At 61.0% G+C, this 13,284-nt stretch carries 9 protein-coding genes; 7 read left to right on the top strand and 2 right to left on the bottom strand.

Translation table 11 applies throughout. The annotated features are described in order from the left end of the window. Positions 1-24: 24 nt before the first annotated feature. Entirely contained in the window at positions 25-1,383 is a 1,359-nt protein-coding gene (locus OZ428_RS28135; protein ID WP_269131989.1) for a DUF1329 domain-containing protein, read from the top strand. A 146-nt stretch (positions 1,384-1,529) separates the two neighbouring features. Then, on the top strand, positions 1,530-4,031 hold the full coding sequence (locus OZ428_RS28130; RefSeq protein ID WP_269131988.1) for a LuxR C-terminal-related transcriptional regulator: 2,502 nt from the start codon (positions 1,530-1,532) through the stop codon (positions 4,029-4,031). Here the strand turns inward: OZ428_RS28130 and OZ428_RS28125 are convergent. Beyond that, positions 4,028-4,903 carry a helix-turn-helix domain-containing protein gene (locus tag OZ428_RS28125; protein ID WP_269131987.1) on the bottom strand — a complete coding sequence of 292 codons (876 nt, stop codon included), beginning with the start codon at positions 4,901-4,903 and terminating at the stop codon, positions 4,028-4,030. The two genes, OZ428_RS28130 and OZ428_RS28125, sit on opposite strands and share 4 nt — an antisense overlap. Positions 4,904-5,041: 138 nt before the next feature. On the opposite strand from OZ428_RS28125, the gene OZ428_RS28120 reads away from it, so the two are divergent. Then, entirely contained in the window at positions 5,042-5,950 is a 909-nt protein-coding gene (locus OZ428_RS28120) for a DMT family transporter (protein ID WP_269131986.1), read from the top strand. On the opposite strand, the gene norR is transcribed toward OZ428_RS28120, so the two are convergent. Further along, the gene (gene norR / locus OZ428_RS28115) at positions 5,936-7,459 is read right to left on the bottom strand and encodes a nitric oxide reductase transcriptional regulator NorR (RefSeq protein WP_033896213.1); all 1,524 of its coding nucleotides are present in this window, start codon (positions 7,457-7,459) and stop codon (positions 5,936-5,938) included. The two genes, OZ428_RS28120 and norR, sit on opposite strands and share 15 nt — an antisense overlap. Positions 7,460-7,606: 147 nt before the next feature. Between norR and hmpA the strand changes: the two genes are divergently transcribed. The 4 genes from hmpA (at position 7,607) to cyoB (ending at position 13,284) form a co-directional block, all read left to right on the top strand. Next, positions 7,607-8,788: an NO-inducible flavohemoprotein gene (gene hmpA / locus OZ428_RS28110; protein ID WP_269131985.1), complete on the top strand. Its 1,182-nt coding sequence runs from the start codon at positions 7,607-7,609 to the stop codon at positions 8,786-8,788. A 233-nt stretch (positions 8,789-9,021) separates the two neighbouring features. Continuing rightward, complete coding sequence (locus OZ428_RS28105; RefSeq protein WP_010206438.1) at positions 9,022-9,528, top strand: disulfide bond formation protein B; 507 nt, start codon at positions 9,022-9,024, stop codon at positions 9,526-9,528. 792 nt (positions 9,529-10,320) lie between these two features. After that, on the top strand, positions 10,321-11,262 hold the full coding sequence (gene cyoA, locus OZ428_RS28100; RefSeq protein WP_028617882.1) for a ubiquinol oxidase subunit II: 942 nt from the start codon (positions 10,321-10,323) through the stop codon (positions 11,260-11,262). A 3-nt stretch (positions 11,263-11,265) separates the two neighbouring features. Further along, entirely contained in the window at positions 11,266-13,284 is a 2,019-nt protein-coding gene (gene cyoB / locus OZ428_RS28095; protein ID WP_269131984.1) for a cytochrome o ubiquinol oxidase subunit I, read from the top strand.

Below are 13,284 nucleotides of genomic sequence, written 5' to 3'. Positions count from 1 at the left end.
TGGCTTAAAGAAGGACAAGCATCCATGCGTAAGACAATTGCAGTGTTGGCCCTCAGCCTGTTGGCCGCCAACGTGATGGCAGCGGTATCGCCGGAAGAGGCGGCCAAGCTCGGCACCACCTTGACCCCGGTGGGCGCCGAAAAAGCCGGCAACGCCGACGGTTCGATCCCAGCCTGGACCGGTGGCATCCCGAAAAATGCCGGCGCCGTGGACAGCAAGGGCTTCCTGGCCGACCCGTTCGCCAGTGAAAAGCCGCTGTTCGTGATCACCGCGGCCACCGTCGACAAATACAAGGACAAACTCTCCGACGGCCAGGTGGCGATGTTCAAACGTTACCCCGAGACCTACAAGATCCCGGTGTACCCAACCCACCGTACGGTCAACCTGCCGCCGGAGATCTACGAATCGATCAAGCGCAGCGCGCTGAACGTCAAGCCGATCAATGACGGCAATGGCCTGGAAGGTTTCACCGGTAATCGCTATTACGCGTTCCCTATTCCGAAGAATGGCGTGGAAGTGCTGTGGAACCACATCACCCGTTACCACGGTGGCAACCTGCGCCGCATCATCACCCAGGCCACGCCGCAGACCAACGGCAGCTACACGCCGATCCGCTTCGAAGAAGAAGTTGCAGTGCCGCAATTGATCCCGGACATGGACCCGGCCAAGGCGGCCAACGTGCTGACCTTCTTCAAGCAGTCGGTGACGGCCCCGGCGCGCCTGGCGGGCAACGTGCTGCTGGTGCATGAAACCCTCGACCAAGTGAAGGAGCCGCGCCTGGCGTGGATCTACAATGCCGGCCAACGTCGCGTGCGCCGCGCGCCGCAAGTGGCGTATGACGGGCCGGGCACTGCCTCCGACGGCCTGCGCACCTCGGATAACTTCGACATGTTCTCCGGCGCCCCGGACCGCTACGACTGGAAGCTGGTGGGCAAGAAAGAGATGTACATCCCCTACAACAGCTACAAGCTCGACCAGCCGACCCTCAAGTACGACGACATCATCAAGGCCGGCCACATCAACCAGGACCTGACCCGCTATGAGCTGCACCGCGTGTGGGAAGTGGTCGGCACGGTCAAGCCGAGTGAGCGGCACATCTACGCCAAGCGCCACATGTACATCGATGAAGACAGCTGGCAGGTGGCACTGGTGGATCACTACGACGGCCGTGGTCAACTGTGGCGTGTCGCCGAAGGTCATGCGCAGTTCTATTACGACCACCAGACCCCGGCCTACACCGTGGAAACCCTCTACGACATCATCGCCGGGCGCTACATCGCGTTGGGCATGAAAAACGAGGAGAAGAGCAGCTTTGTGTTCGGTTTCGCGGCCAAGGCGGCCGATTACACCCCGGCAGCGTTGAGGGCCGAAGGGGTTCGCTGATCACCCTTTGATCTGGCCGGGACCCTTTAGGCTCCCGGCTTTTTTATGCCCGCCAATCACCCCGCTGAATACTTCTTCAACAACCACCGACCACAGGACTAGGGTAGGCGCCACGTTGCATAACAATAAAAAAGCAGGATGCAGCAATGACCGCCATGACACGCTGCCTGGACCGTCCTGGATTCATGCCTCGGCTGTCCGCCCATCATTTGTTGCGCCCACGCTTGGCCGAGCCTTTGCTGGTGGCGCAGGTCAGGGTCAAGTTGCTGTGCGCGCCCGGCGGCAGTGGCAAGAGCGCGCTGCTCGCCGAGTGCGCGTTGCAGGCACCCAAGGAGTGCCCGGTGTACTGGTTGCCGCTCAATGGTGTTGCCCTGAGCCCCCTCGATCTTTGCCAGCGCCTGGCGCAGAACCTGGGTTTGCCGTTCACCGATGAGGCGACACTGCTGTCGGACCTTGCGCGTTGGCAGGCTCCGGCCTGGCTGTTCCTCGATGACTTCTGCCGCTTGCCCGCGCCGGACACCGACGCCTTGCTGGATCGCCTGCTCACCGCCAGCAGCCCGGCCCTGACCTGGTGGCTGGGCGCGCGGCGTCGCCCGCTGTGCAATTGGCCGAGGTTGCTGCTGGACGATGAGCTGCTGGAGTTTGGCGCAGACTTGGCGTTCAGCCCTGCCGAGGTCCAGCAATTGCTCATTCATGCGCCGGGGCAGTCCGTCGACAGCGTGTTGCAGTTCAGTGCCGGCTGGTGTGCCGGTACGCGCATCGCCTTGCTGGGGGACGGCCACCCGGAAAAGACCTTGCTCGATTACCTGCAACACGAGCTGTTCAGCACCTTGCCAGCCGAGCTGGCCGAAGCCTGGCGCGTGCTGGCGCATCTGCCGCGTTTCAACGCAGGGTTGTGCGAGCACCTGTTCGGCTTTGGCGACGGTGATCAGTACCTGCATGATTTGCAGGCCCTTGGCGCGTTTATCCAGCCCTGGGAAGACACCGAGTGGCTGCAGGTCTTTCCACCCCTCGCCGATTTGCTGCGTGACGAGCCCTGGCCAGCCAAGCGTTCATGGCACCGCCGCGCCTGCCAATGGTTCACCGCCGAACAGGACTGGCAGGCCGCGTTTGAACAAGCGTTGCTGGCCGAAGAATATGAAGTGGCGGTGAGCCTGTTGCAGCACTTCAGTTTTGAAGACTTGTTCCGCCAGCAGAACGCGATGCTGCTGTTGCGCCTGCATGAACAGCAGGGTGATGAGCTGATGCTCGGCTCGGCGCAATTGGTCGGGTTGCTGACGGCGGCGTTGCTGTTCGCCGGGCGCTTCGAGCAAGCCGCGCAATGCATCCATCAATTGGCACGCTTTGCGCCGCAACCGACGGCGGCGCAACAGCGCTACCTGCTGGCGCGCTGGCAGGCGCAGTGGGGCTGGTTGCTGCATCTGGGCGGTGATGCCGAGCGCTCTCGCGAGCATTTTCTGGAAGCGCTGCAAGCCTTGCCCGACAGCGCTTGGACGTCGCGGTTAATGTGCCTTTCGGGCCTGACCCAGCAAGCCTTGCTGCGCGGTGAGCTGGATGTCGCCCAAGCCCTGAGTCGCGAAGCCTTGTGCCTGGCCCGTGCCCACGGCTCGTTGCTGCTCGAAGCCTTGTTGGAGCTGGACCACGCGCAACTGCTGGAGCAGCGTGGCGCCCCTTATCGGGCGCAAAGCCTGCTGGAAAATGTGCAGGCGATGTTGCTCAAGCAGCGCCTCAAGGCCGGGCCCTTGGTCGGGCGCATTGCCCTGCGGCGCGGGCACTTGGCGTTGCGGCAAGGGCAGGACAGCCTGGCCGCCGAGTGTTTCGAGGCGGGCTTGAAGATGTGCCTGCACAGCCAGGACAAACGCGTGCTCTACGGATTCCTCGGCCTGGCCCTGCTGGCCGCCAACCGTGGCGATTACGCCCAGGCCTTTGTGCAACTACGCGATGCCGAGCGGCTGATGCAGCAGCGTCAGGTGCCCGACACGGTGTACCGCGCGGTGTTGCTGCTGGTCAGCGGGCATTTCTGGTTGCAGCAGGGGCGTGCCGAATTGACGGTGGAAGCGGTGCGCCGTGTGCTTCGTCACTTCCGTGGGCCTCAGGCCCGGCAGGCGCCACCGGCCACGTTGGAGTTGGTGCCACGCTTGGAGTACCTGCTGGTGTTGGCGGAAGTGAAACTGGCTTGTGCCGATCAGCCGGTGGCGCGGCTCACGGCTTTGCTGGACACCACCCGCCAACGCGGCATGCTTTGCCTGGAAACCGAACTGCACCTGGTGCTGGGGGAGGTGGCCTGGCAAATCGGTGATTCCACGCTGGCGCGCCGCTCGCTGCAAACCGGGTTGGCGTTGGCGGCACGCTGCCAGGTGCAGCAGGCGATTCGTGAACTGCGGTTGCGCTCGCCGGGGTTATTGAGCGAGCTGGGCATGGAGCCGCAAACGCCAGTGTCAGGTGCGACAGAAAGCCCACTCAGCCAGCGTGAACTGGAAGTGCTGCAGTTGATCGCCCTGGGCAATTCCAACCTGGAAATCGCCGACCGGCTGTTTATCTCCCTGCATACGGTCAAGACCCACGCGCGGCGTATCCACAGCAAGCTCGGCGTGGAGCGGCGCACGCAAGCGGTGGCCAAGGCCAAGACGCTGGGGCTGATGACCTAGGCGCAAAACGCCTGGCGGTATTCGCCGGGGGTGGCGCCCATGGCCTGGCGGAAGCGATGGGTGAAGTGGCTGGCGCTGGAGAAACCGCACATCAAGGCGATTTCACTCAAGGGCAGGGCGCCACTGCGCAAGAGGGCCTGGGCGCGGGTCAGTCGGCGGGCCAACACGTACTGATGGGGCGGCAGGCCGAAGCTTTGGCGGAACATTCGCGCGAAGTGGTATTCCGACAGCGCACACATCCCGGCCAGTTGGCCCAGGCTGATCGGGTCTTCCAGTTGCTGGTCGATGTACTCCACCAACAGCCGTCGCTGATGCGCCGCCAGCCCGCCTTTCAGCCGCAGCCCCTCGCGGGCGCCGACCTGGCTGAGCAGGGTGTGACTGAGCATTTCGTGGGCCAGGCTGCTGGTCAGCAGGCGCTCGGCGGGTTCGTGCCAGTTCAGTGCGATCAACTGGTGAAAGCGCCGGGCCTGGCTGGCGTCTTCCAGGAAGGTGCTTTCGCGCAGTTGCAGGGTGCGCGGTTCGCGGTCGAGCAGGGTGACGCAGCCGAGGGCGAACTGCTCCGGGCTGAAGTACACATGGGCCAGGCGGATTTCGCCGTTGATCACCCAGGCCGACTGATGCTCGGCGGGCAGGATGCACAGCTTGTCGGGCCCGCCCTTGGTGCCGGGCTGGTCGCGCCGAAAGGTGCCAGTGCCGCCGCCGATGTAGCACGACAAGGTGTGATGGCTGGGCGCCTGGTAATCCTGGGCATCGTGATGGTTGCTCCACAAGGCTGCAGACAAGCCGTCACCGAGCTCGGCGCACGCTTCGAGGCGTGCATTGGGCGAGCGGTTAAGGGCTTGAAAGACTTGCAGGGATTCCAGATCAGGCATGGTTCGTACTCTCCGACGCCTTGCATCCTACTCCGCGCGGCGCGTGCTGTGCGCCCACCGCCCGACAAAAGCGCAAGATTGTGCAAGAGCGCGGCATGGATCGCGGGCCACACTGTGGCTCAATCGATGGAGCCCGCTATGAACCTTTCCCTGTATTTACTCACCGTGCTGATCTGGGGCACCACCTGGATCGCCCTCAAATGGCAACTGGGCGTGGTGGCGATTCCCGTGTCCATCGTCTATCGCTTCGGCCTGGCGGCGCTGGTGTTGTTTGCGCTGTTGCTGGTCAGCCGCAAGCTGCAGGTGATGAACCGGCGCGGGCATTTGATCTGCCTGGCCCAGGGGCTGTGTCTGTTTTGCGTGAACTTCATGTGCTTCCTGACGGCCAGTCAATGGATCCCGAGTGGGTTGGTGGCGGTGGTGTTTTCTACGGCCACGCTGTGGAACGCGCTGAATGCCCGGGTATTTTTCGGCCAGCGGGTGGCGCGCAATGTGTTGATGGGCGGCGGCTTGGGCTTGCTGGGCTTAGGCTTGTTGTTCTGGCCGGAACTGGTGGGGCATACCGCTAGCCCGCAGACCTTGCTCGGATTGGGGTTGGCGTTGCTGGGGACCATGTGTTTCTCGGCGGGCAATATGCTGTCGAGTCTGCAACAGAAGGCCGGTCTGAGACCGCTGACCACCAATGCCTGGGGCATGTTGTATGGTTCGTTGATGCTGGCGACCTATTGCATGGTGCGCGGGATTCCGTTTGAGATGGACTGGAGTGCGCGGTATGTCGGCGCATTGTGGTACCTCGTGATCCCTGGTTCGGTGATCGGTTTTACCGCGTACCTGACCCTGGTCGGGCGCATGGGGCCGGAGCGCGCGGCGTATTGCACCGTGTTGTTCCCGGTGGTGGCGCTGAATGTCTCGGCGTTTGCCGAGGGCTACCAGTGGACCGCGCCGGCGTTGGCGGGGTTGGTGCTGGTGATGCTGGGCAATGTGTTGGTGTTTCGTAAGCCCAAGCCCGCCCCTGTCCCCACCGAAAAAGCCTTACTTCAGCCCTAGCCGCTTGGCCATCCGACCGAGGTTGGCGCGGTCCAGGCCGAGTTCGCGGGCGGCGCTGGCCCAGTTGTGCTGGTGGCGCTCCAGGCAGGCGCTGATGACCTGGCGTTGGTAGTGCTCGGTGGCTTGGCGCAGGTCGCCTGTCACAACGGGTATCACCTCGGTGTGTGCTTCGATCACGGGTGCGCTGACGTCGGGCAGGTCCAGGTCCTGGGCATTCAAGCTGAGAATCTTCGGACGCTCGCGACAGTTTCCCAGGGCTTTCAGCGCGCTGCGTCCGATCAAATGCTCCAGCTCTCGTACATTCCCCGGCCAGTTATAGGCCAGCAGCGCCGCCTGGGCGTCGCTGGTCAGGCGCAGGCTGCCCAGGCCCATGCGTGAGCGGTTCTGTTCGAGGAAGAAACCGGCCAGCAGCAACACATCGCGCCCGCGTTCGCGCAGCGCCGGCACTTGCAACGGGTAGACGCTCAGGCGGTGATAGAAGTCGGCGCGGTAGCGGCCATTGCGTACTTCGTCAGCGAGGTCGCGGTTGGTGGCGGCGATCAGGCGCACGTCCACTTGGTGTTCCTTGTCCGAGCCCAGGCGTTGCAACTGACCGCTTTGCAGCACCCGCAGCAGCTTGGCTTGCACGGTCAGTGACAGTTCGCCCACTTCATCGAGGAACAGCGTGCCGCCGTTGGCCAGTTCGAACTTGCCACGGCGTTCGTTCAAGGCGCCAGTGAAGGCGCCGCGCACATGACCGAACAGCTCGCTCTCTACCAGGGTTTCCGGCAGGGCGGCGCAGTTGAGGCTGATCAGCGGTTTATCTGCGCGCGTCGAAGCGGCGTGGATGGCCTGGGCCACCAATTCCTTGCCCACCCCCGTTTCGCCGGTGATCAGCACGGTGAGGTCACTGCCGCCCACCAGCTTGATCTCTTCCACCAGGCGCTTGTGGGGTTTGCTCTGGCCGATCATCTCCTTGTGCTGCTGGCCGCTGGCCTCGCGGTAGATTTCGGCGCGCAGGGTCAGGCGTTCAATGCGTTCGGCCACGTTGACGGTAGCCGCGGCGAGGCTGGCGAAGGCTTGCAGGGCGTCCAGTTCCACGCGCTCGAAGCGCTCGGTGTCGAGGGCGTCCAGGGTCAGCAGGCCCCAGGGCTGATCGTCGACGAACAGCGGGCAGCCCATGCAATCGTGGACTTCTAGGTGCCCGTGCAGGCCATCGACCAGACCGTCGTAGGGGTCGGGCAATTCGCTGTCACTGTCAAATCGCGTGGGGCCGGGGCTGCTCAGCAGCACGGCGAAGCGCGGGTGTTCGCTGACCTTGAAGCGCCGGCCCAGGGTGTCGGCGCTCAAACCGTCGACGGCCAACGGCACCAGCCATTCGCCGTCCAGGCGCAACAGCGCGGCGGCGTCACAGGGCAGCAGGGCGCGCATCGCTTGTAGCAGGCGACGGTAACGCTCGCCTTCGGGCAGTTCGCGGGACAGGTCAGCGACCAGGGGCAGCAGGGTGGTGAGCAGCGATTGCGCAGTCATAATGACTCCTTGTAGTCCTTATGACTATACGTTGTAGGAAGTCATACTGACTACACATTAAATAAGTCATTGAAATATATAGGTTTATTAGTTGGCACGAATACTGAGTAGGTAAAGGCAATCAGTAAAGAAGCCCAGGAGGCTCCCATGCTTAGTGCCCAAGACCGTGCCATCGTCAAATCCACCGTGCCCCTGCTGGAAAGCGGCGGCGAAGCGCTGATCACCCATTTCTACCGCATGATGCTTTCCGAGTACCCGCAAGTTCGCCCGCTGTTCAACCAGGCCCACCAGGCCAGCGGCGACCAACCCCGCGCCTTGGCCAATGGCGTGTTGATGTATGCGCGGCATATCGACCAGTTGGACCAACTGGGTGACCTGGTGGCCAAGATCATCAACAAACATGTGGCCTTGCAGATCCTGCCGGAGCATTACCCGATCGTCGGCGCCTGCCTGCTGCGCGCGATTTCCGAAGTGCTGGGTAGCGAGATTGCGACCCCTGAAGTGATGAGTGCCTGGGGCGCGGCCTACGGCCAATTGGCGGATATCCTGATTGGCGCCGAAGCGGCGATCTATGACGAGAAAGCCCAGGCGCCCGGTGGCTGGCGCGGCGCGCGGCCGTTCATCGTGGTCAAGCGCGTGGTGGAGAGTGACGAAATCATCTCCTTCTACTTTGCCCCGGTGGACAACGGTCCGATTCTCGCCGCCGCGCCAGGCCAGTACATCGGCATGAAATTGGTGCTCGATGGCGAGGAAGTGCGCCGCAACTATTCGCTGTCGGCCCTGACCGATTCGGGCCTGTACCGCATCAGCGTCAAGCGCGAAGCCGGCGGGCGGGTGTCCAACTACTTGCACGACCAGTTGCACGTCGGTGCGACCATCGATCTGTTCACGCCTTCGGGTGAGTTCACCCTGGCAGCCAGCGACAAACCGCTGGTGCTGATCAGTGGCGGGGTCGGCATTACGCCAACCTTGCCGATGCTCGAAGCCGCCCTGGCTACCCAGCGCCCGGTGCACTTCATCCACTGCGCGCGCAATGGCGGGGTGCATGCGTTCCGTGATTGGGTCGATGCGCTGGCAGCACAGCATCCGCAGCTCAAGCGCTTCTACTGCTACTCCGAAGATGATGGCGTGAGCCCGGCGGCGGACAAGGTGGGCTTGCTCAGCCAGGAACAGCTTGCTGCGTGGTTGCCTGAACAACGCGACATCGATGCCTACTTCCTTGGCCCTAAAGGTTTCATGGGCGCGATCAAGCGCCACCTCAAGGCCTTGGGCGTGCCAGAGAAGCAAAGTCGCTACGAGTTCTTCGGCCCGGCTGCGGCGCTGGAATAAATACACCTATCCTGTGGCGAGGGAGCTTGCTCCCGCTGGACCGGGCTGGCGCTCCAGTGCGAAGCACTCCCAATATCTTGGGGCCGCTACGCAGCCCAGCGGGAGCAAGCTCCCTCGCCACAGTCCACTACAACATTTCCGCAGATTAATCCCCCGTTAACCCCCCTCTGTTTAAACCACTCCCTGTGTGTAAACTTGCGGCCATTGGCACAACCAAACAAAGGGAAACGGTGATGAGTGACGAATTGCGTTTAGGCAGGGAGCGGCGCTTTCTGGTGTTGCTGGGCATCATCTGCCTGGCGCTGATCGGCGGTGCGCTGTATATGCAGGTGGTACTGGGCGAGGCGCCATGCCCGCTGTGCATCCTGCAACGCTATGCCTTGCTGTTGATCGCGATCTTCGCGTTCATCGGCGCAGCCATGCGCACCAAAGGGGCGCTCACGTTTTTCGAAGGGCTGGTGATCCTCAGCGCCCTCGGCGGTGTGGCCGCAGCCGGTCACCACGTGTACACCCAGTTCTTCCCCCAAGTCAGCTGCGGCATCGATGTGCTGCAACCGATCGTCGATGACCTGCCACTGGCCAAGGTGTTTCCCCTGGGCTTCCAGGTCGACGGCTTCTGCAGCACCCCGTATCCGCCCGTGCTGGGCCTGTCCCTGGCGCAGTGGGCGCTGGTCGCGTTCGTGCTGACGGTGATCCTGGTGCCGTTGGGCATTTACCGGAATCGCCAGCGCAAAGCCTGAGCCCATCCCTGAAACGCCCCGGTCCTTCTTGAGGGAAGGCCGGGGCGTTTTTGTGTGTAGGGATTTGTGAATAGAACGTGACGTCGGACAACTTTGGGTGTGTGCAGTGTGCGACATGTTGTCACACGGAAGCTGCCGCAGGACGTTTCTGACCCGCCGAACGGCCGCTTAAATTTGCATAAAACGGCCAAGATGTGCTGTCAGTTCGTGGTTCTGACGAGGCCACGGACCTCGCGCCGCGCCAGCAATTGGGTGATGTCCGAATGCCTTGTTTTATGGGGGCTTGCATCGGTTTGGCATGCCCTTACAGCGCGTAAGGACTGTGGCGGATTGCCCTATAACACGGCAATTTTTGTGGTTTTTGTTGAGAATCTAACGCGATAAGATCGCGAACCTTTGCAATATTGGTGAAGGATTATTGCTGTAATCGATAAAAATTATTTCTTTATAAGACATGGTTTATACATCGCTAGCTAACTACAATCGCCCGCACTGAATGTCCGGTGCTGTTCACTATTTGAGCACTGGAGCGGTCGAGGGGCAGATGGATGGCTCTGTGCGACCCCAAGGTTCCGACAGCCTTTCAACTATCCGCACCAAATGGAATTGGTCTGTAACAAGGCCTTTAACCACGAAATCGAATAAGAACTCACCGCAGGTCCGTGAAACGCCTCCTTATGGCGCGATGGGCAGGCTCTTATTCAATCGAAGAGAAATGCCAACCCTTGGCAGGGTGAAGTGTTGGCGATCAAAACCCAACTGCATTGCGCAAGCTGCTTTAGAGGTCGTGAGATGAGTAAAAACAGGTACCCCCGATTACTAGGCTTTTTGCCGCTGCTTGGCATGATGTTAATGCTGGGAGGCTGCAAGTGGACCTTGATGGACCCAAAAGGACAGATCGGTCTGGATCAACGAAACCTGATCATCACCGCCACCCTGCTGATGTTGTTGGTTGTGGTGCCTGTGATCATCATGACCTTCGCCTTCGCCTGGAAATACCGCGCGTCGAACACCAGCGCGACCTACGCGCCGAAGTGGTCGCACTCCACCAAGATTGAAATCGCAGTGTGGCTGGTGCCGATCCTCATCATCATCGCCCTGGGTTACATCACCTATAAGTCGACCCACGAGCTGGACCCGTACCGTCCGCTGGAGTCCGACGTCAAGCCGATCAACATCGAAGTGGTCGCGCTGGACTGGAAGTGGCTGTTCATCTACCCGGACCTGGGTATCGCCACGGTCAACGAAATCCAGTTCCCGGAGAACACTCCGCTGAACTTCCGGATCACCTCCGACGCCGTGATGAACTCGTTCTTCATCCCAGCCCTGGGCGGTCAGATCTACGCGATGGCAGGCATGCAGACTCGCCTGCACCTGATCGCCAACGAAAAAGCTGAAATGGAAGGCATCTCCGCAAACTACAGCGGCGCTGGCTTCACCGGCATGAAATTCAAAGCGATCTCGACGAGCCAGGAAGGTTTCAACGCCTGGGTAGCCGAAGTCAAGGCCGCACCTAAACAGCTTGATCAAGCTGAATACGACGCCCTGACCAAACCAAGCCAGAACAACCCAGTCGCTCTGTACTCCGCGTATGAGCCGGACCTGTTTCAGAAAATCGTCGACAAGTACGAAGGTATGAAGCCAGGCAAGCCGGTCAAGCACGAGAAGAAAGAAGTGGCCGCGGTTGAAGGTTCTGACACGGGCTCGCATTCAACTGCTGGGGCAGAGGAGTAAACGATGTTTGGTAAATTAAGTTGGGATGCGGTCCCGTTCCACGAGCCGATCGTAATGGTGACTATCGCCATGATCGCGCTGGGTGGTCTGGCACTGTTTGCAGGTATCACGTACTTCAAGAAGTGGACCTACCTGTGGACCGAGTGGCTGACTTCGGTCGACCACAAGAAAATCGGCGTCATGTACGTCATCGTTGCCATGGTCATGCTGCTGCGTGGTTTTGCCGACGCCATCATGATGCGTACCCAGTTGGCCATGGCCACCGAGGGTTCGCCTGGCTACCTGCCACCTGAACACTATGACCAGATCTTCACCGCTCACGGTGTGATCATGATCATCTTCATGGCGATGCCATTCTTCACCGGCCTGATGAACCTGGCCTTGCCGCTGCAGATTGGCGCCCGTGACGTTGCCTACCCGTTCCTGAACTCCCTGAGCTTCTGGCTGCTGGTTTCCGGCGTAGTGCTGATCAACGTGTCCCTGGGCGTCGGCGAATTCGCCAAGACCGGTTGGGTTGCGTATCCGCCATTGTCGGGCCTGCAATACAGCCCTGGCGTGGGTGTGGACTACTACATCTGGGCGCTACAGTTATCAGGACTCGGGACGACATTGACGGGGGTCAACTTCCTGGCCACCGTCCTGAAAATGCGCGCCCCTGGCATGAAACTGATGGACATGCCGATCTTCACCTGGACCTGCACCTGGGCCAACGTCCTGATCGTGGCTTCGTTCCCGATCCTGGCTGCTACCATGGCGCTGCTGTCGCTTGACCGTTACCTGGATTTCCACATTTTCACCAATGAACTTGGTGGCAATCCAATGATGTACGTGAACCTGTTCTGGGCATGGGGTCACCCTGAGGTGTACATCCTGATCCTGCCAGCGTTCGGTATCTTCTCCGAAGTGATCTCGACCTTTACCGGCAAGCGCCTGTTCGGTCACCACTCGATGGTTTACGCATCGGGCGCGATCTCTGTACTGGGCTTCATGGTGTGGCTGCACCACTTCTTCACCATGGGTTCGGGGGCCAGCGTCAACGCCTTCTTCGGCCTGGCGACGATGCTGATTTCCATCCCGACGGGGGTGAAGCTATTCAACTGGCTGTTCACCATCTACCACGGTCGTCTGCGCATGACCAGCCAGGTTCTGTGGACCCTGGGCTTCATGGTGACCTTCGCCATTGGCGGCATGACCGGCGTACTGCTGGCCATCCCGGGTGCTGACTTCGTGCTGCACAACAGCCTGTTCGTGATCGCTCACTTCCACAACGTGATCATCGGTGGTGCGGTATTCGGTTACATCGCTGGTTTCAGCTTCTACTTCCCGAAAGCGTTCGGCTTCAAGCTGCATGAAGGTTGGGGCAAGGCTGCATTCTGGTTCTGGATCTCGGGCTTCTTCGTCGCGTTCATGCCGCTCTATGCACTGGGCTTCATGGGCATGACCCGTCGTCTGAACGCCACCACCAACCCTGAGTGGGTGCCGTACCTGTACGTTGCCATGTTCGGTGCGGTGATGATCGCTGTGGGCATCGCCTGCCAGCTGATCCAGCTGTACGTGAGTGTCCGTGACCGTAAGCAGAACGCTTGCGACTCCGGTGACCCATGGAATGGCCACACCCTGGAATGGTCGACTTCGTCGCCTCCGCCGTTCTACAACTTCGCCGTGATCCCGACTGCGAACACCATTGATGCGTTCACCGAAGCCAAGGAAGACGGTACTGCGTACCAGCGTCCTAAGCACTACGAGCCGATCCACATGCCAAACAACACCGCCACTGGCGTGGTGATGGGTGCGCTGTTGACCGTGTTCGGTTTCGCGATGATCTGGCACATCTGGTGGCTGGCAATCGCGAGCCTGGTGGGCACTATCGGTTACTTCATCATTCACGCTGCCCGTGATGATCAAGGCTACATGGTGCCGGTCGAGACGATCGAACGCATCGAAGCCGAGCAGCACGCTCGCCTGGTAGCCGAGAAGAAAATCCCGGCCAACCGTGTAGAAACCTCGTTGGAACAGGCTTAA

The sequence above is a fragment of the Pseudomonas sp. GXZC genome (assembly GCF_026967615.1).
GTDB lineage: Bacteria > Pseudomonadota > Gammaproteobacteria > Pseudomonadales > Pseudomonadaceae > Aquipseudomonas > Aquipseudomonas azotoformans_A.
The sequence above is the reverse complement of the archived record's forward strand: the minus strand, read 5'-3'. Positions and strand labels throughout refer to the sequence as shown.

Excerpts from the sequence above, each read along its gene's own strand:
- OZ428_RS28125 (WP_269131987.1), bottom strand. The coding sequence starts at position 4,903 with ATGCCTGATCTGGAATCCCTGCAAGTCTTTCAAGCCCTTAACCGCTCG.
- OZ428_RS28135 (WP_269131989.1), top strand. The coding sequence starts at position 25 with ATGCGTAAGACAATTGCAGTGTTGGCCCTCAGCCTGTTGGCCGCCAAC.
- cyoB (WP_269131984.1), top strand. The coding sequence starts at position 11,266 with ATGTTTGGTAAATTAAGTTGGGATGCGGTCCCGTTCCACGAGCCGATC.
- norR (WP_033896213.1), bottom strand. The coding sequence starts at position 7,459 with ATGACTGCGCAATCGCTGCTCACCACCCTGCTGCCCCTGGTCGCTGAC.
- OZ428_RS28120 (WP_269131986.1), top strand. The coding sequence starts at position 5,042 with ATGAACCTTTCCCTGTATTTACTCACCGTGCTGATCTGGGGCACCACC.
- OZ428_RS28105 (WP_010206438.1), top strand. The coding sequence starts at position 9,022 with ATGAGTGACGAATTGCGTTTAGGCAGGGAGCGGCGCTTTCTGGTGTTG.
- cyoA (WP_028617882.1), top strand. The coding sequence starts at position 10,321 with ATGAGTAAAAACAGGTACCCCCGATTACTAGGCTTTTTGCCGCTGCTT.
- hmpA (WP_269131985.1), top strand. The coding sequence starts at position 7,607 with ATGCTTAGTGCCCAAGACCGTGCCATCGTCAAATCCACCGTGCCCCTG.
- OZ428_RS28130 (WP_269131988.1), top strand. The coding sequence starts at position 1,530 with ATGACCGCCATGACACGCTGCCTGGACCGTCCTGGATTCATGCCTCGG.